Origin of the sequence: Enterovibrio qingdaonensis (assembly GCF_028683135.1) — a bacterium.
In the GTDB taxonomy this organism is placed as follows: Bacteria; Pseudomonadota; Gammaproteobacteria; order Enterobacterales; family Vibrionaceae; genus Enterovibrio; species Enterovibrio qingdaonensis.
The window spans coordinates 115,152-132,989 of record NZ_JAJUBB010000008.1 but is presented as its reverse complement, the minus strand read 5'-3'; the positions used below and the strand labels follow the sequence as shown (position 1 = coordinate 132,989).

Below are 17,838 nucleotides of genomic sequence, written 5' to 3'. Positions count from 1 at the left end.
ACATCTCAGAGGCTGTTGACTTACTACAGGTTTTTGCCGCGCATCTTCCGGTAAAGTGCGTTTCGAAGGGAAACAGGTAATCGAAGAATGCAGGCTATGACTGCGCTAACCGCTTGCCATTGCAAGATTTGTTGAAATTTTAGCGAAAAAGTTTGCCTACTGCTTAACCAACAAAATGTAGTAAAGTTACGCTAATCATTTTTAAGATATCGACATAAAGAGGACACCGTATGTCTGCTAAGAAGCCTTTGGCACTCGTTATTCTGGACGGATGGGGTTACCGCGAAGACAACAGCGACAACGCAGTTGCTAACGCGAAAACGCCTGTTCTTGATGGCTTGATGGCGGGCACCAGCACCCTTATCTCTGCATCAGGCATGGATGTTGGTCTACCTGACGGTCAAATGGGTAACTCAGAAGTTGGCCACACCAACATCGGTGCAGGCCGCATCGTGTATCAAGACCTGACTAAAATCACCAAAGCTATCCAAGATGGTGAGTTTTTCGATAACGCAGTTCTGACGAATGCTATCGACAAAGCGGCGAAAGCAGGCAAAGCGGTTCACATCATGGGTCTGATGTCTCCAGGTGGCGTTCACAGCCACGAAGACCACATTGCAGCGGCTGTTGAAATGGCAGTACAACGCGGCGCAGAAGAGGTGTACCTGCACTGCTTCCTAGACGGCCGTGATACACCACCACGCAGCGCGAAAAACTCACTGGCGCATTTCGATGAATTGTTCGCGAAGCTGGGTAAAGGTCGCACCGCATCTATCGTAGGTCGCTACTACGCAATGGACCGTGACAACAACTGGGACCGCGTAGAAAAAGCATATGACTTGCTGACTGAAGCAAAAGGTGAGTTCACTTACGACTCTGCTGTTGAAGCACTGGAAGCCGCTTACGCGCGCGAAGAAAACGATGAATTCGTTAAAGCGTCTGAAATCCGTGCTGAAGGTCAGCCTGTTGCGTCTATCAATGACGGCGACACCCTGATTTTCATGAACTTCCGTGCTGACCGCGCGCGTCAAATCGCTCGCACCTTCCTGCCGGAGTTTGACGGTTTCGCACGCAAGAAAGTGGCTGCACTGGCTGATTTCGTGATGCTAACTGAATACGCAGCAGACATTGATGCATCTTGTGCTTACCCTTCAGACAACCTGACCAACACCCTAGGTGAGTGGCTGTCTAAACAAGGTAAGACGCAGCTGCGCATTTCTGAAACTGAAAAGTACGCACACGTTACTTTCTTCTTTAACGGCGGTGTTGAAGACGTATTCGTTGGCGAAGAGCGCGCACTGGTTGCCTCTCCAAAAGTGGCAACTTACGACCTGCAGCCTGAGATGAGCTCTGAAGAGCTGACTGACAAGCTGGTTGACGCAATCAAGAGCGGTAAGTTCGACCAAATCATCTGTAACTACCCTAACTGTGACATGGTTGGCCACACTGGCGTATACGATGCAGCAGTAAAAGCGGTTGAAGCTATCGACCACTGCATTGGCCGTGTTGTTGAAGCGATCAAAGAAGTTGACGGTCAACTGCTGATCACTGCTGACCACGGTAACGCAGAGATGATGGTTGACCCAACAACGGGCGGTATCCACACTGCACACACTAGCCTGCCAGTTCCACTGGTCTACGTGGGTAGCAAAGAGATCGACCTTATCGAAGGCGGTAAGCTGTCTGATTTGGCACCGACTATGCTGGCACTGACTGGCGTTGAAGCACCAGAAGAGATGACAGGTAAGCCTCTGTTCACGGCGAAGTAATATCGTGAACCGATGACAAAACGCGCCTAAGGGCGCGTTTTTTGTTTCTGACGTTTACGCCCTCGGCAGCTTAATGATCGAATTTCCACCAAATTGGGATCGCACCAGCCACTTTCTGCAAGCTTTGCCGTACATCGGCGGGTGCAGCTTACTGACCTCCTTGATATACTGCTCTGCATGTGGGAAAGAGTTTTGCGCGTTATGAATCGTAACCAAGTCAGTGCGTTGAGTGCTGGCTTTTTATTGTGCCTGCTATTTAGCGTTCAAGCGTTTGCAAGCGATGAACAACTGTCCGGCATGAAAAATGAAATTTCTCGCCAGGAGCAACAACTCACCTCGCACACTAAAAAGCTGAATGCCTTGCAATCTGACCTAAAAACGCAAGAACAATCCATTGCCAAAATTGCCCGCCAGATGCGAGAAACCAGAGCCACACTTGCCGTCACAGAAAACGAGATTGCGACGCTCAACGCTGAAAGTAAGCGTCTAGAACAACTCCGTTTTGGTCAAGTTGAACTGCTCAAAGAACTGTTAAACAGCCAGTATCGTCAAGGCCAACACTCTCAACTGAATGCTCTACTCAGTGGTAAAGATTCACAAGACATTGACCGCATGACGGTGTATGCGGAAAAACTCTCAAAAGCCAGAACCGATGCCATCAATGAACTGTCAGCAACTGATACGGAACTTCAGCTTAAACGCCATGCGCTGAACACACAGGTGGATAAACAGCGTGATCTGTTATCTACACTCAGTGCCGACAAATCAAAACTTGAGTCTGAGCAGCGTAGCCAGAAAAAAACGGCTTCCGCAATTCAACGTCAAATACGCAATGACAAAGGCTACCTAACGGAGCTAAGAGACAACGAAAAACGCCTCAAGGTCGAACTGGAAAAAGCCGCCGAACAGGCCCGCATTGCAGCAGAGCAAGCACGTGTAAAAATGGATGGCCTTGGCAAATATAAGGGCCGTTTGCAATGGCCGGTCAAAGGCAGCATTCTCCATCGCTTTGGTAGCGCGCAATCTGGGCAGCTAAAGTGGAACGGTATGGTTATTTCTGCCAAAGAAGGCAGTGAAGTCAAAGCGACTCACGACGGTACTGTCGTATTGTCTAACTGGTTACGTGGTTATGGCTTGATGGTCGTCATCGACCATGGCAAGGGAGACATGAGTTTCTATGGCTACAATCAGGCTCTACTCAAAAACGTCGGTGATACAGTGAAATCTGGCGAGCCGATTGCACTCGTCGGTAACAGTGGCGGTCAGTCAGACCCTGCGCTCTACTTTGAAATACGGCGCAAGGGCAATGCAACGAACCCCAGCCCTTGGTTAAAGCGGTAGTTGAGTTAGGTTTCAGATGCAAAGGATTGTCGCTGTAACCACCCTACTTATTTTGACATTGGCAGAGCCTGTGCTTGCCAGCCCGACACCTGCTGATGCGCCAAAGCCTCGGCTCGCACTCATTATTGATGACCTCGGCTATGACATGATGCCCAGAGAGGTCGCAGCCCTTCCCCCAGAGATCAGTGTGTCTGTCATTCCTTTTACGGAGTTCGATACAGCGGTCGCCTTGTCGGCACTAAGCCAACATCGTGAAGTTCTCCTGCACCTTCCAATGCAAAGCCCTGCTGGTACGCCACAAGAGCCTAATTCTCTAACATTGTCTATGACCAAGGCAGAAATGCAGTCCCGCATTCAAGAAGCTCTCTACAGGGTTCCACAAGTCGTTGCCGTCAATAATCATATGGGAAGTTTGCTTACGCAGCATAAAGAACCAATGCACTGGCTCATGGAGTTACTCGAATCTCAAAACATTGGCTTTGTCGACAGCCGAACCACACCACGCACTGTCGCTCAGCGTGTAGCAAAAGAACACGGCCTCGCCAACAATCGTCGCCATGTCTTTCTTGACCACTACCCCAATGAAGCCTTTATCCTCAATCAGCTTGAACTTGCTATTGAGCAAGCCAAAAAGCGCGGTACGGCCGTGGTGATTGCGCATCCGCTTCCTGTCACATTGGAAACGCTAAAAGCTGTATTACCTAAGCTTCTGCAGGAAGTCGAGCTGGTCCCGATCTCAGCCGCGCTTCGCCAATAGCCAAAACACAAAATACCCACGTAATAAAAAAACCCGCCGAAGCGGGTTTTTAATATTTGCTTAAAACTAAGCTTTCGTCAGTTGGGCGTTTAGACAAGGCAGAGTTCGCGAAGCATAGTATGCCTATGTAAGCCGAACGATAACGCCGTATCAACGCCCAAATGACAAAGCTAAAGGCTTACTTGGTCCAGTCCAGAATAACCTTACCCGACTGACCAGAGCGCATCACGTCAAAGCCTTCTTGGAACGCATCTACACTGTAGTGGTGTGTGATGATTGGGCTCAGATCCAGACCAGACTGGATCAAGCTCGCCATCTTGTACCAGGTTTCAAACATTTCGCGACCGTAGATACCTTTGATAACCAGACCTTTGAAGATCACTTGGTTCCAATCAATACCCATATCTGATGGCGGAATACCCAGCAGCGCAATGCGACCACCGTGGTTCATGGTTTTCAGCATAGCGTTGAACGCAGATGGGTTACCTGACATTTCCAGACCCACATCAAAACCTTCGCGCATGCCAAGCTCAGCCATGACATCTTCCAGGCTCTCTTCTGCCACGTTTACCGCACGAGTCACACCCATCTTGCGCGCGAGCTCCAGACGGTACTCGTTCACATCCGTGATCACTACGTGACGCGCACCAACGTGTTTCGCTACCGCAGCCGCCATGATGCCGATTGGGCCTGCACCCGTGATCAGCACGTCTTCACCCACCAAATCAAACGACAGCGCGGTGTGCACTGCGTTACCAAACGGGTCAAAGATTGACGCCAGATCGTCAGAGATATCTTCTGGGATTTTGAATGCGTTGAATGCAGGGATCACTAGATATTCAGCAAACGCACCTTCACGATTCACGCCTACACCAATGGTGTTGCGACAAAGGTGAGTGCGGCCAGCGCGACAATTACGACAGTGACCACAGGTGATGTGACCTTCGCCTGATACGCGATCGCCAATGTTGAAGCCACGGACTTCCTGACCAATGCCGACCACTTCACCCACATACTCGTGGCCCACAACCATAGGCACAGGAATGGTGTTTTGTGACCATTCATCCCAGTTGTAGATGTGAACATCAGTACCACAAATTGCGGTTTTGCGGATTTTGATCAACAGGTCGTTATGACCCAGCTCCGGCAACTCAACCTCGGTCATCCAAATGCCCGGTTCAGCTTTCAGTTTCGCCAGTGCTTTCATTTTGTTCGTCATCGTCTTACTTACCCAATAAGGCTCATTTCTTTGCCTACTTTAATGAAGGCATCAATTGCTTTGTCCAGTTGCTCACGGCTGTGTGCAGCTGACATTTGTGTACGGATACGTGCTTGACCTTTCGGCACAACAGGGAAAGAGAAGCCCACTACGTAAATGCCTTCTTTCATCATGCGTTCAGCGAACTCGCCTGCCACTTTTGCATCACCTAGCATCACTGGGATGATAGCGTGATCAGCACCAGCCAGAGTGAAACCTGCTTCGCTCATGCGTGCACGAAAGTGGTTTGCGTTATCCCATAGATGGTCACGTAGATCGCCGCTTTCTGCCAATAGGTCAATCACTCGGGTCGACGCCGCAACAATGGCTGGAGCGAGTGAGTTAGAGAACAGATACGGACGTGAACGCTGACGCAGCCAATCGATCACTTCTTTTTTACCTGAGGTGTAACCGCCTGATGCGCCGCCCATGGCTTTGCCCAGAGTACCCGTGATGATATCGATACGCTCAATCACATCATGATACTCGTGAGTACCACGACCATTTGCGCCCATAAAGCCTACCGCATGAGAGTCATCAACCATCACCAGTGCGCCATATTTTTCGGCCAAATCACAGATAGCAGGCAGATTCGCCACCACACCGTCCATTGAGAACACACCATCGGTGACGATCAATGTGTTGCGCGCGCCTTTCTCTTTTGCCGCGATCAGTTGCTGTTCCAGCTCTTCCATATTGTTGTTGGAGTAGCGGAAACGCATGGCCTTACACAGACGAACACCGTCGATAATAGATGCGTGGTTCAGCGCATCAGAAATGATGGCGTCTTCTGCACCCAAAATGGTTTCAAACAAGCCAGTATTGGCATCAAAACATGATGAATACAGGATGGTGTCTTCCATACCCAAAAACGCAGATAGTTTCTGTTCCAGAGCCTTGTGCGCATCTTGCGTACCACAAATAAAACGCACAGAGGCCATGCCGAAGCCATGATCATCCATACCTTTTTGCGCCGCTTCGATCAGCGCAGGGTGATTAGCCAGACCCAGATAGTTATTGGCACAAAAGTTCAATACTTCAGCACCAGATGCAACGGAAATATTTGCCTGCTGAGCAGACGTGATCACGCGTTCATCTTTGTACAGACCTTCAGCTTTTACTTCTTCAAGCTGCTGGCGAATTTGCTGGTAAAAAGCGGCAGTCATCGCTTACTCCATAAACGGAAACAGGAACAGGATTGCAGCATGAAACCTAGGACATTGATTTCATGCTGATTGTTATTCACATGTGAAGCTGATATGTCCGTCGGACAATCTAACGACAGTATGACATATTAATTTGGAGGCTGATGATAGAGTTCTGAGGAAGGTTGAGTCTACTTAATTAGCACATCTTATTGCAGTGGATCACGCAACCGTGCTCGCCATCTGAGCGCGGTAGTGCTCGATCAATTCAGCAACGACCAAGCGGCCTTTTGGTGTTGTCATCGGAGAGACCATATTCAGGATCTGAAGAACCCCTTGATAGATCACAGCTGGCGTAATTTTCGTCTCGGGAGCCTGCGCGCTTTGGTAGAAAATCCAACTCGAAGCAACAAGTTTCAATGTTCCGCATAGCGATTCCAACTCGTCATTCGTCATTTCAACCCACCCCGTATCTCGGAACTGGCTCAACATGGTAAACATGTTGGTTTTGAGTTCTTGTTGGGCATTCAGGTATTTCGACTGAAGCTCCGCATCGCGGCTTAAAATATCGGGCAAATTGGCGTAGAAAAAACGGTAGCGCCACATCAATTGAAATGTGGCATCCAAATAGGACAGCAACCTTTTCTGGTCAGAGTCTGCTGTCAATTCTGGCTGGAACCCCATAGAAAGATCGAGGGCGTATTGATCGAAAATACTGTGTATAATCTCTTCTTTATTACGGAAGTGATAATACAGGTTTCCCGGACTGATACCGAGATCCGCAGCGATATGATTGGTAGTGATGTTAGGCTCACCCTGCTCATTAAATAACGCCAATGCAGAATGAATAATGCGATCACGGGTTTTCATGGTTAAACTGCTATCCTCAAGCCCAATACGGGGAACAATACTTGTCGGATTCGCTCATTTTTTAGAGAGTTAATCCGTCAGGTACCCATATTACCATAGCCTCCGCAAGTTTGATGGCGGGGTCTTCTCAATGTCTGATATTAGGTAGAAATATGATTATAGTGACTGGCGGCGCCGGCATGATCGGCAGCAATCTGGTTAAAGCACTTAACGAGCAAGGTATTAACGATATTCTGGTTGTTGATAACCTGAAAGACGGTACTAAGTTCGTTAATCTGGTTGATCTGGATATTGCAGACTACATGGACAAAGAAGACTTCATCACGCAAATCATGGCGGGTGATGACTTTGGCCCAATCGAAGCGATATTCCACGAAGGTGCATGTTCTGCCACCACAGAGTGGGATGGCAAGTACATGATGCTCAACAACTACGAGTACTCTAAAGAGCTTCTGCACTACTGTCTTGAGCGTGAAATTCCATTCTTGTACGCGTCTTCTGCAGCAACGTACGGTGGCCGTGACCATGACTTCATCGAAGAGCCACAATACGAAGGGGCTCTGAACGTCTATGGTTACTCGAAGCAATTGTTCGACAACTACGTTCGTCGCCTATGGGCCGACGCTGAAGCGCACGGTGAGACCTTGTCTCAAATCACAGGTTTCCGTTACTTCAATGTGTACGGCCCACGTGAAAATCACAAAGGCAGCATGGCGTCAGTGGCATTTCACCTGAACAACCAAATCAAAGACGGTCAAGACCCGAAACTGTTCGAAGGTAGCGACACATTTAAGCGTGATTTCGTTTACGTGGGTGACGTGTGCAAAATGAACATCTGGTTCTGGCAGAATGGTAAATCAGGCATCTTTAACTGTGGTACCGGCCGCGCGGAGCCGTTCCGCGAAGTAGCCAATGCAGTGATCGCACATCACGGTAAAGGTGAAGTGCAAGAAATCCCATTCCCAGATCACCTGAAGGGTCGATACCAAGCCTACACTCAAGCAGACCTGACCAAGGTGCGTGCAGCGGGTTACCCAGAAGAATTCAAAACTGTTGCTGAAGGCGTTGCCGAGTACATGGCAATCCTCAATAAGTAATGGGCAGAAAAACGGGCTCAGGCCCGTTTTTCTTGTAACGTCTGATTGATTTGTAGTTCTAATCCTATGAGCCAAGATTCAAACACCAACTCCTCTTATCTTCCGACTTTCGAGTGGGCCTTCTTGCATCCTCGTTACTGGGGAACATGGTTAGGTATGTTCCTGGTCGCCATCCTTGCATTTGTTCCTTTTCGACTCCGTGACAAATTCGCCGCGTTTCTCGCCAAACGACTGGTTAAAATGAACAACCGCGCGAAAAAGCGTGCCGTCATCAACCTTCAAGAGTGTTTTCCTGAAAAGTCAGACGAAGAGCGTTTTGCGATTCTAGAACAAAGTTACATTAATGCAGGTTGTGTGATGCTGGGCTTTGCGACCATCATGATGCGCAGCAAAAAGTACCTAGAATCTCGTACGCTATTTCGCAACGAAGAGATCCTTACTGATCTCGTTGAGCAAGGCGAGAAAGTCATTCTGTTAGTGCCGCACAGTTGGCCGATTGACTACCCTGCCGTACAGCTTGCCTCGCGAGGCTTACCTGTCGCAGCCATGGTGAAAAAGCAGAAAAACAAAGTCGTCGATTGGCTGATGAACGTTCAGCGCCTTAAATACGGCGGTCGCATTCATGAGCGTTCGGACGGCGTTAAACCGTTTATTAAATCGGTACGTGAAGGCTATCTAGGGTATTACTTGCCAGATGAAGATCACGGTCCGAATTACAGTGTCTTTGTCCCTTTCTTTGCCACGCAGAAAGCCACACTGTCAGGTTTAGGCAAGTTATCTAAACTCAGCCGTGCGAAAATCGTCCCATTGATGCCAGTCTACAATCGCGAAACGGGTGATTTCGAAGTCATTGTTCAACCTCCTCTTGCACCATTTCCAACAGGCAGTGAGGAAGATGATGCACGCATGATGAATGCGCGTATTGAGCAATTCTTAGAGAGTGACCCAGGCCAATACATGTGGATCATGAACCTGTTACGCTCAAAACCTGATGGAAGCCAGCGTTACTGATCTGTTTACTCCTCGGTAGGTGCACCTTTCAGATGAATCGTGCATCTCTCACTTTATTGTCACATGTCACATTAATTTGAGCACTCTAAACTACCACCTCCCACTTCATGCTAATTTTTATATGAGTTTGTGACTAAATCGACTAGGTACCGAATGCAACGAATTCTTCTGTTAGCGGACAACAGAACCAATTTAATAACGCCCCTGCTAAAACAAATGGCTGAAATGGACTTGGATACTACTTATGTAGATGCTAGCGATTTGTGTGCGTTAAAAAAATATCCAACGATTTTCCATCGCGTCAAAGCAAAGCTTGTTGATGAATTATTTTTTCGCAGAAAGCGAAATTGGGGTAGAGAGTGTTACATTAACAAATTGTGCGAAGAAAAATTCGACCATATTATTGTACTTATACCCGCAATGCTCACAGAGCCAGCCTTCATCACACTAAAATCTGCATTTAGTGAAAAATTCACATGCGTATTTTGGGACTCACTCAACAAAGCACCGTCTGGAAAAACTGCCCTAAAATTCTGTAACAACTTTTTTAGTTTTGATAAAGACGATTGTAATTATCCTGGGGTTAAATATTTACCCACCTTTATTCAGGAAGACTCAGAAAATACAAAAGACGACGTTTTCAAACCAAAAAGGCACTTTTTTGGTGTTTTTGGAATTGAAAATGAGCAAGATAAACGATTTCAGACTATCAAAGATTTTGCTGAATCAAACCCAAACCTCATTGGACTCGTCTATCTAGTTTCAGAAAAACTGGAAACGAAGCAATACTTCATCAACCAAACAAAGATAGTACAGTCTAATAGACGTTTAATTGGAGATGAACTACAAAAACAAATACTCGATGCACAATGCATACTCGATATCGTTGACGAAAGACAAACAGGGCTATCCCCAAGAATCGGTAACGCCTACCAGAGTAAACGAAAGCTCATTACCAACAATAAAACTGCGTTAGAGTCGGGTTGGTTTTCGGAAAACACTCACGTTTTCACAAAGGAATGTATGAATGCTCCACTTGAATTCGTTGAAAAAGAGTACACTCTTTCAAAAAATCCAAGCTGCATACCGAGCTGGATTGACAAAGTTCTAAACCATTAAAAAGCACTGGCGCGACGCGCCAGCGTTTTATCACATCAAGCTAGGGTTTCTAAATTCTCTCTCATTGCATCAACGATCTGGCTATTGGTCGGAATTGAACTGTCAGCATTCATCACAATTTTATGTCCAGATTCATACTTAGGTGTATATCTAAAAGGCACCGTGGAATAAAAAATTCCCACAGTTGGCGTATGTGTAGAAACTGCTAAGTTTCGAATTCCAGTATCCGGTGCAATAATCATTGTCGAGCGAGCAATATACTCTGTAAGCTCTTCTAGAGGCTTGGTTGCAATGATCTCAACGTTGTCCTTTTCCTCTACTAACGACGAAAGGAAGCCCCCTTTCTCGCGATCATGCACACCTTCGAGGTAGCAATGTTTGATATTTGGAAATGCTTCAGACGCTTCTTTCATTAGCTGATACATTTGCTCTGCCGGCAAAATTTTTGACTCAGTAGATGCACCATTGAAATAAACAAAATTTTGCTCAGACTGTGGCCTGAAGCATCGGTTATCAGGGTAGCCAAAATCAGGTACGTGAGCAGGCACATGCCCAAGAAATCTCAGCATATCGAGCATACAATCAATCTCATGCTGGAAGTCCGAGCGGAGTACTGATACGTTATAAATAGTGCCGTTAAGCATTGGTTTGTAGGGAAAGCCAAACTTTAACTTGGCTTTATTTAGTGCAGTTAGCCAATGAGTACGGTTAGTACAAGACAAATCAAAGATGATGTCCTGCTCGCCTAATCCTTTTATATTTTTTAGCTTTTCAGAAAAAGAGTGTTTACTTTTAACATCCTTTCCAAATGTGATGTATGTTGAGTCTGCTAAATCACTTGGCAAGCCATATTGGTAATTCGTCACACCAACCAGCGTGATCTCTGCGTTAGGGAAAAACTTCCTCGTCTCAATAATAAAAGGACGGACGATGACAAGATCGCCTAAAGCTGCATGTCGAATAACCGCAACTTTCTTGACTTTTTTGGGGTCAAACTCAGACGCTAAATATTTTCTAGCGTCTGAACTGGCGTAAGCTCCCTTTTCAAACCAACGATATTTCATCAACTCTCTCGCTTTTAATTTTCTTTGCTTTCACATACTCAGCCAAAACTATTGCGATTGCAAAAGTAAATATATATGCAGAATAGCTCTGCATGATGCTGTAAAAAGGAAGCCATACAAACACGCCAATTAAGTAAGCGCCCATGTATTTAATTACATCATTATTTTCATAACTAAATATTGCATAGCAGGCAACGATAGAAAATAAACTAAGGATCGTGACAGTAAATAACACACCAGATTTAACGCTCATGTCGATAAACGTCATATGGAAATCTGTACCACCGAGCCTATGTCCATCTTTACCATACGAAAGACGCTCTTCTTCCGTCAATGAGTCAAGGTACTTAAAATAGTTAGTTGCTGAACTTTCCATACCCCCACCAAAAACAACTGTTTCTGGCTGTGTCTCAGAGAGATGCGTTAGGTAACTTAAACCACCTTTCCACATATTAATTCTAGATGTGTTTGAGTAATCACTTGTCACATTTCCTATGGAGGTAAAGCGGTTGGCTACCTCTTTGTACGCATTCCCGCCAATTACACTAAACAGTAGAGCAGATGCGAACAATGCAACTGCAATATAGGGAATCAATCGTCGATGGTATTTTACGATTAAAAAAGCGAAGGATACCGCTGCCGCCAACCACCCCCCACGAGTACTTGAAACCACAATACTGGTTAAAAACACAACAAGAGTGAATAAGATCAAAACTTTTAACTTTGTTTCAAGATTATTACTGAGTAAGTAATGGAGGCAAATGCACGAAGACAAAATAACACAATTAAGATGTCTATCAGAGGACAAGAACCCACTTGTTCTAATCATGATATTAAAGTCCGCTATTGTCACAAAATTGTATATGCTGTAAATAGATGCAATCAGACTTGCAATAACCAGTAAAAGAGTGGCTTTCCGCCTTGTATCGTCCTCCATCAATAAGAGTGTGGCAATCGGGATAACCAATAAATACAAATCTTTATAAAGGTACTCTTCAAAGTCAACAATGCTAGGGTGAAAAAAACTAACGACTGCAAAGAGAAAATAAACACCGAATGAAATATAAAATGTTGCATTGAGATATTTGGTACTTGCAATCTTTCTGTAATTAAGTGTAAACATCGACAGTGACACTATAGCAAGTACAGCCGCAGATATATTCATACCTGGTTTTGATGTCACCAGTGAAACAACAAAAATAAAGAAAAAGAAAAGAACCATGTTATAAATGGGCTTCTTTCCAAAAAACTCGCCAACATTTTGCGAAACAACAGCATTAGCCATTAATTAAACCCAACCAATTTTTCACATTACAATCTGTAGAAAATATATTGTCAAACAGAACCATATTGTCTTCCAAATTCAAGTTCTGTCGTTCTTCGTAAGCTTTCTCTATCATCCGAGCTAACGCATCTATATCTTTATCCGCAGCAGAATAAACGCCTTGAAAGCCAAGATGCGAGAACTCTGGGAACACAGTGTTATCATAGGTGATACAACTCAGCCCTTTTGAAATGGCTTCCAACATGACATTCGGTAAACCTTCTCCATAGCTAGGAAAGAGAAGAAAGCTATTTTCTTTATAAAAAGGCGTAACATTGCTGCAAAAGCCTTTGAATATTACTTTGACATCTCCTTTTTCAGCGATTTCTTCAATTTCCTCTTTGATTTGACTTTTATCAACATCACCAACATAAGTAATGACTTTGCTATCAGACGGAATACTAGCATTACATAAGGCTTTTACAGCATCTAAAACGCCTTTTCCTTCCTCCACTCTGCCAACATGAAGAAACGTTAAAGGTGCATTTTTATTGTATTCGGTGCCGTCAAAAGCTGGTGAGTTGTATATAGTATGTACATTTTTTTCATTTGACGGGAGAATCTTTAATACGTTTTTCGAAAGGTGCTGACTGATGCCGACATAATCAGAAACACAACTGTAGAACAGACGATGAATGGGATCTTTTTTAGAGGAAGATTTTGTAGTCCCATGCCTTACAATGACTCGGCAATTCAATCCCATTACAGCGAAGTAAATTGACTTGATTTCGGACGCACCAAAAAATATCAGTGTATCGATATCGTGCTCTCGAATAGCCTCCCTCAAACCACGAATCAGCGAAATACTTAGCTTAGATTTAAACTTAATGCTTTGCGCAGGAACGTTTTGCTCTTCAGCCACTTGCTCGAGGAATGTACCCTCTCTACAAATCAGCATCGCGTCGATATCTTGGTTTCGAAACAGCTTGGTTTGCTTTAATGCATCAAGCTCCATGCCTCCTCGAAAATGAGATAAACACAAAACAGCGATCTTCGAGGTTGCGCTCATAAATATGCCTTCTGTTGGGCTGTAACTTGCCTGTACAACCGTTGTGTAATTCTTCGACCGATTATAAGCATCCACACTTCGCTTCTCAATTGCTAGGACTCTATCGGCTCTATTTTGCACCTAGGAAGCGTTGCTCAATCTAAGTACAATACTTCCTAGCATCTAACTCTACAGGTACAGGTTTAACTACTGTTATGCATTCATCACAACATACATCACGATGGCTAATCATAGGTCCTTCTTGGGTTGGCGATATGGTGATGTCTCAAAGCTTGTACAAAACAATTAAACGCCAGTTTCCCAACTCGATAATTGACGTTTTAGCACCGGCATGGTGCAAACCTATTCTCGAACGCATGCCAGAAATAGACAAAGCACTAGAAATGCCGTTTGGACATGGCGAGTTCAACCTCAGTGGGCGCTGGAAGCTTGGTCGTACCATGAAATCACAAGGCTACACCCACGCTATAGTCCTCCCAAACTCTGCCAAATCTGCACTCATTCCATTGTTTGCAGGTATTCCGCACCGAACTGGCTGGAAAGGCGAAATGCGTTATGGTCTGTTGAATGACTTAAGACCGAACCGTAAAGTATTCCAATATATGGTGGAACGTTATGTGGCTCTTGCTCATCCGAAGGAGCAAATGCTCAACGACGTACATTTGGATGGAATTGCTAAGCCTTCGCTCTCTGTTGATAAACACAATCAAGCCAACTGCCTTCAACGCTTCGGCATAAACAGAGAACAAGAGATTATAGGAATCTGCCCCGGCGCAGAGTTCGGCCCAGCCAAACGGTGGCCTGAGAAACATTATGCAGCGGTTGCTGAGCAACTCATTGTAGAAGGCAAGCAAATTTGTTTATTCGGCGGCCCTAAAGACCGAGATGTTGCCAATCAAATTATTGCGTTACTTCCTCTCGACCTGCAAAAACACTGCTTTAACTTAGCGGGCGAGACATCGTTGAACGACGCTGTCGATATGCTGGCGTCATGTGATACGGTTTTTTCTAACGATTCTGGGCTTATGCATGTCGCAGCTGCGGTAGGTGCAAAAATTGTGGCGATTTATGGCTCTAGCTCTCCGCTTTACACGCCGCCTTTATCCGAGAAGGTAGCTATCGTGAACACCGATGCTGATTGCAGGCCTTGTTTTAAACGTCAATGCCCATTAGGTCACCTTAAGTGCCTGAATGAGTTACTTCCCAAGGAAGCGATGGCAGCATACAAAAAACTGTAGGCTTTGTAAGACAAGGATGTCTCAATTAAACTTAAATTAAGCAAGGAGTTACTTATACTGCCACCCAGCTAGGGCATAGATCACGCCACTAACATTTTTTTCGTTTACAGAGCGAAACCTCTCTCGAATATTGCTAGCGTATATGACAATACCAAGTAGTTTGAGGCGGTAAAAGCTTATGAATAAACCCGACATTTCAGTGGTTTGCCCATGTCATAACGAACAGGATGTTATTCCGCGATTTTTCGCCGAAATAGAAAAAATATTTTTCGACCTTCCTTACAGCTACGAGATTATTTTCATTAATGACGGTAGTACCGACACAACACTGGATGAAATTAACTCACTATCGAAAATTCACAAGCAGGTTCGGGTTATCAACCTCTCTCGAAACTTCGGCAAAGAAGCCGCTCTTACCGCGGGCTTAGACTTGGCTAAAGGTGAGGCCATCATCCCTATCGATGCAGACCTCCAAGACCCGCCAGAACTCATTCGCGACTTTATTCGAGAATGGCAAAAGGGCTTTGATGTTGTCGTCGCAAAACGGGTAGACAGAAGCACCGATACTTTTTCAAAACGCGTCACAGCGAACTTGTTTTATCGATTTCACAACAGCATTGCCCATCCTGAAATCCCCGATAATGTGGGCGATTTTCGACTCATCAGCCGTCGGGTTGTCACCGCTATTCAACTGCTTCCTGAAAACCAACGTTTTATGAAAGGGATATTTTCTTGGGTGGGGTTCAAAACCTCGGTCGTCGAGTACACCCGCCAGCCCCGCGCTGCAGGTGAAACCAGCTTTAACGGTTGGCGACTGTGGAACTTCGCACTTGAAGGCATCACCAGCTTTAGCACTGCTCCCCTAAGGATTTGGTTATATCTGGGCGTTATCGTATCCCTGATCGCCTTTGTCTATGGCAGTGCCATCATCATTCGTACGATGTGGCATGGCGTAGACTTGCCCGGCTATGCATCTATTTTAAGTGCCGTTCTCTTTTTTGGTGGCATTCAACTTATTGGGCTTGGGGTGATGGGGGAGTACATCGGCAGGATTTACATGGAAACCAAAGGACGCCCTGTATACATTGTTGAAAGTGACTCTGATGCAGAGCAGAATGACACGCCGTGAATATCTTGCCCAATAACTTACTCAACATTCGGATTGTTCGTTTTGCGCTAACGGGAGGGTTGGCAACATTAACACATGTTGTTGCCGCCTTTGCGATGATCCATTTTTTCACGACTCCTGTGTTCGTAGCTAACGTGGTTGGCTTCGTCTGTGCGTTTTTTCTTTCTTATTTTTTACAATCGACCTTCGTCTTCAAACAGCGTCTTTCTCTCAATAATGCTTTTCGCTTTTTCATCGTGCAATTTTCCGCTCTTCTCATTTCTCAGCTTATTAGCGAAGCATTTCAAGGGGCGAGCCCTTATCTCAGAGTCCTTATCGTTGTTGTCCTCATTCCCTTGGTCACCTACATCATCCATAAAGTCTGGACATTTTCAGAGCCCGCCAAACCTTAATTCTCGGATTTGCCTATGCATTTTTTAGAACGTCGCTTCGCGTTACTTCAGAACTCAGGATTTCTTCTTGGTTTGCTGTTAGCCATTTTTTATGCCAACTACCAAATCATGACAGGCGATCAGGAGCAAATGCTACTCAAGGGCTATTTAGGTGCCTACCAAGATACGTGGTTGGCTTATGGCAATGCAGCAAGTACAGTCGGCAATGTGCCGGGGTCTTTGTCAGCGTGGATTGTAGGTGGACCACTGCTGATCTGGGATAACCCTTGGGCTCCTATGCTGCTGTTAATCGGCTTACGAGTGCTCTCTTACTTGATGCTGGATGCCGTCATCAAACAGGTATTTAGTCAGCAAGTGCGTCTTTTCTTTATGGTGGCATACTGGCTCAACCCTTGGCTCTTGTATGACAGCCAACTGTATAATCCGGCTTACCTTTGCTTTTTTGCTGCATTGCATTTTTGGTCGGCGTTTAAACTCCGGGACAAACCAGATTTCATCTTCAGTTTTTTGCATGTCTTGGCCATTGGCGGTGCCATGCAGTTTCACTACTCTTGGCCAATTCTGGCCGTTATCTCGTGCTACTTGCTCTACCGAAAAATGTCACAGCCAAATTGGTGGGGCGTTGTTGTCGCCGGCTCGGTGATTTTGGCATCTCTTGTTCCCTACTTTCAGGAATACGCCAACAATGAAGCGATAAGCCGCGAAAGCGACCGCTATATCGGCTATGGCCTTGTTCATGTTTATCCAGTGCTGAAAGCCATCCTCTATTGGCTGCGCTATGCCTCGACGCTCTTTTCAAACCGCATTATCACAGACACCACGTTTGATTGGCTGACAACGACTGGTTGGCTGCAAATGGTCTTCCAATACCTTTGGCAAGCCACGCTGTATCTGGTTGGCGCAGCAACTGTCGTGATAGCCGCCAAAATAAACTGGCGCGCGTGGAAAACCGTGAAGCCGCTGATTAAGCGTAATATCGCCATACCCGATACTACCCATTGGCTTCTGCTCTACGCAGCCGCCACTGTGCTAGCAATTATTATCAACGCCATGCTCGCGCCCATTACGTTTTCCTATTGGCATTTGATCATGACCTTCCCTATTGCACTTATCCCTATTCTTGTCGCGGTCGACCGTTGGCAGCAGGACAATGCCGATAAATTTACCAAGCTCTTGTTGGGACTCACTGCCTTCTTCCTTGTCGTGAACCTCATCGCTGCCTGCGACAGCGAAAAATATTCTCACAAAGTGAACTATGCCGAGCAGGTTGATATTTATCTTCAAAAAGAAGGGCTACACCGCTAGGGCATTGGCA

Annotated in this window: 16 protein-coding genes; 10 read left to right on the top strand and 6 right to left on the bottom strand. The window is 45.7% G+C overall.

The features are described from left to right. Positions 1-230 precede the first annotated feature (230 nt). From gpmM to LRP49_RS12900, 3 genes are all read left to right on the top strand, one after another. Complete coding sequence (gene gpmM / locus LRP49_RS12910) at positions 231-1,769, top strand: 2,3-bisphosphoglycerate-independent phosphoglycerate mutase (protein WP_274142677.1); 1,539 nt, start codon at positions 231-233, stop codon at positions 1,767-1,769. 201 nt (positions 1,770-1,970) lie between these two features. Beyond that, on the top strand, positions 1,971-3,110 hold the full coding sequence (locus tag LRP49_RS12905) for a peptidoglycan DD-metalloendopeptidase family protein (protein WP_274142675.1): 1,140 nt from the start codon (positions 1,971-1,973) through the stop codon (positions 3,108-3,110). A 16-nt stretch (positions 3,111-3,126) separates the two neighbouring features. Next, positions 3,127-3,867 (top strand): divergent polysaccharide deacetylase family protein, encoded by a 741-nt coding sequence (locus LRP49_RS12900; RefSeq protein ID WP_274142673.1) that lies wholly within the window; start codon positions 3,127-3,129, stop codon positions 3,865-3,867. 178 nt (positions 3,868-4,045) lie between these two features. Here the strand turns inward: LRP49_RS12900 and tdh are convergent, their stop codons facing one another. The 3 genes from tdh to LRP49_RS12885 all read right to left on the bottom strand — a co-directional run bounded on the left by tdh (position 4,046) and on the right by LRP49_RS12885 (position 7,140). Continuing rightward, positions 4,046-5,086, bottom strand: a complete 1,041-nt coding sequence (gene tdh, locus LRP49_RS12895; RefSeq protein WP_274142672.1) for an L-threonine 3-dehydrogenase — start codon at positions 5,084-5,086, stop codon at positions 4,046-4,048. 8 nt (positions 5,087-5,094) lie between these two features. Continuing rightward, positions 5,095-6,291 carry a glycine C-acetyltransferase gene (locus LRP49_RS12890; RefSeq protein WP_274142671.1) on the bottom strand — a complete coding sequence of 399 codons (1,197 nt, stop codon included), beginning with the start codon at positions 6,289-6,291 and terminating at the stop codon, positions 5,095-5,097. A gap of 201 nt (positions 6,292-6,492) precedes the next feature. After that, positions 6,493-7,140, bottom strand: coding sequence for a TetR/AcrR family transcriptional regulator (locus LRP49_RS12885; RefSeq protein ID WP_274142670.1), 648 nt, complete (start codon positions 7,138-7,140; stop codon positions 6,493-6,495). Positions 7,141-7,292: 152 nt separating this feature from the next. On the opposite strand from LRP49_RS12885, the gene rfaD reads away from it, so the two are divergent. The 3 genes from rfaD to LRP49_RS12870 all read left to right on the top strand — a co-directional run bounded on the left by rfaD (position 7,293) and on the right by LRP49_RS12870 (position 10,367). After that, complete coding sequence (gene rfaD, locus LRP49_RS12880) at positions 7,293-8,237, top strand: ADP-glyceromanno-heptose 6-epimerase (RefSeq protein ID WP_274142669.1); 945 nt, start codon at positions 7,293-7,295, stop codon at positions 8,235-8,237. A gap of 66 nt (positions 8,238-8,303) precedes the next feature. Continuing rightward, on the top strand, positions 8,304-9,248 hold the full coding sequence (lpxM, locus tag LRP49_RS12875) for a lauroyl-Kdo(2)-lipid IV(A) myristoyltransferase (RefSeq protein ID WP_274142667.1): 945 nt from the start codon (positions 8,304-8,306) through the stop codon (positions 9,246-9,248). A 153-nt stretch (positions 9,249-9,401) separates the two neighbouring features. Continuing rightward, a complete protein-coding gene (locus tag LRP49_RS12870) occupies positions 9,402-10,367 on the top strand; it encodes a WaaS/CpsH family glycosyltransferase (RefSeq protein ID WP_274142665.1) in 966 nt (321 codons plus the stop codon). Positions 10,368-10,402: 35 nt separating this feature from the next. Here the strand turns inward: LRP49_RS12870 and LRP49_RS12865 are convergent, their stop codons facing one another. The 3 genes from LRP49_RS12865 to LRP49_RS12855 are packed head-to-tail and all read right to left on the bottom strand — an operon-like array spanning position 10,403 to position 13,839. Further along, on the bottom strand, positions 10,403-11,431 hold the full coding sequence (locus LRP49_RS12865; protein ID WP_274142664.1) for a glycosyltransferase family 9 protein: 1,029 nt from the start codon (positions 11,429-11,431) through the stop codon (positions 10,403-10,405). After that, positions 11,412-12,716, bottom strand: coding sequence for an O-antigen ligase family protein (locus LRP49_RS12860; RefSeq protein ID WP_274142663.1), 1,305 nt, complete (start codon positions 12,714-12,716; stop codon positions 11,412-11,414). Before LRP49_RS12860 ends, LRP49_RS12865 begins: the two co-directional genes overlap by 20 nt. Then, positions 12,709-13,839: a glycosyltransferase gene (locus LRP49_RS12855; RefSeq protein WP_274142661.1), complete on the bottom strand. Its 1,131-nt coding sequence runs from the start codon at positions 13,837-13,839 to the stop codon at positions 12,709-12,711. The genes LRP49_RS12860 and LRP49_RS12855 overlap by 8 nt, the downstream gene beginning before the upstream one ends. 119 nt (positions 13,840-13,958) lie before the next feature. On the opposite strand from LRP49_RS12855, the gene waaF reads away from it, so the two are divergent. The 4 genes from waaF (at position 13,959) to LRP49_RS12835 (ending at position 17,828) form a co-directional block, all read left to right on the top strand. Next, complete coding sequence (waaF, locus tag LRP49_RS12850; protein WP_274142660.1) at positions 13,959-15,002, top strand: lipopolysaccharide heptosyltransferase II; 1,044 nt, start codon at positions 13,959-13,961, stop codon at positions 15,000-15,002. 178 nt (positions 15,003-15,180) lie between these two features. Next, the gene (locus tag LRP49_RS12845) at positions 15,181-16,131 is read left to right on the top strand and encodes a glycosyltransferase family 2 protein (RefSeq protein WP_274142658.1); all 951 of its coding nucleotides are present in this window, start codon (positions 15,181-15,183) and stop codon (positions 16,129-16,131) included. Continuing rightward, a complete protein-coding gene (locus LRP49_RS12840; protein ID WP_274142656.1) occupies positions 16,128-16,523 on the top strand; it encodes a GtrA family protein in 396 nt (131 codons plus the stop codon). Before LRP49_RS12845 ends, LRP49_RS12840 begins: the two co-directional genes overlap by 4 nt. Positions 16,524-16,538: 15 nt before the next feature. Then, positions 16,539-17,828, top strand: coding sequence for a 3-deoxy-D-manno-octulosonic acid transferase (locus tag LRP49_RS12835; protein WP_274142654.1), 1,290 nt, complete (start codon positions 16,539-16,541; stop codon positions 17,826-17,828). Positions 17,829-17,838: the final 10 nt, after the last annotated feature.

Excerpts from the sequence above, each read along its gene's own strand:
- LRP49_RS12860 (WP_274142663.1), bottom strand. The coding sequence starts at position 12,716 with ATGGCTAATGCTGTTGTTTCGCAAAATGTTGGCGAGTTTTTTGGAAAG.
- LRP49_RS12905 (WP_274142675.1), top strand. The coding sequence starts at position 1,971 with ATGAATCGTAACCAAGTCAGTGCGTTGAGTGCTGGCTTTTTATTGTGC.
- tdh (WP_274142672.1), bottom strand. The coding sequence starts at position 5,086 with ATGACGAACAAAATGAAAGCACTGGCGAAACTGAAAGCTGAACCGGGC.
- lpxM (WP_274142667.1), top strand. The coding sequence starts at position 8,304 with ATGAGCCAAGATTCAAACACCAACTCCTCTTATCTTCCGACTTTCGAG.
- waaF (WP_274142660.1), top strand. The coding sequence starts at position 13,959 with ATGCATTCATCACAACATACATCACGATGGCTAATCATAGGTCCTTCT.
- LRP49_RS12865 (WP_274142664.1), bottom strand. The coding sequence starts at position 11,431 with ATGAAATATCGTTGGTTTGAAAAGGGAGCTTACGCCAGTTCAGACGCT.
- LRP49_RS12845 (WP_274142658.1), top strand. The coding sequence starts at position 15,181 with ATGAATAAACCCGACATTTCAGTGGTTTGCCCATGTCATAACGAACAG.
- gpmM (WP_274142677.1), top strand. The coding sequence starts at position 231 with ATGTCTGCTAAGAAGCCTTTGGCACTCGTTATTCTGGACGGATGGGGT.
- LRP49_RS12835 (WP_274142654.1), top strand. The coding sequence starts at position 16,539 with ATGCATTTTTTAGAACGTCGCTTCGCGTTACTTCAGAACTCAGGATTT.
- rfaD (WP_274142669.1), top strand. The coding sequence starts at position 7,293 with ATGATTATAGTGACTGGCGGCGCCGGCATGATCGGCAGCAATCTGGTT.
- LRP49_RS12885 (WP_274142670.1), bottom strand. The coding sequence starts at position 7,140 with ATGAAAACCCGTGATCGCATTATTCATTCTGCATTGGCGTTATTTAAT.
- LRP49_RS12890 (WP_274142671.1), bottom strand. The coding sequence starts at position 6,291 with ATGACTGCCGCTTTTTACCAGCAAATTCGCCAGCAGCTTGAAGAAGTA.
- LRP49_RS12870 (WP_274142665.1), top strand. The coding sequence starts at position 9,402 with ATGCAACGAATTCTTCTGTTAGCGGACAACAGAACCAATTTAATAACG.
- LRP49_RS12900 (WP_274142673.1), top strand. The coding sequence starts at position 3,127 with ATGCAAAGGATTGTCGCTGTAACCACCCTACTTATTTTGACATTGGCA.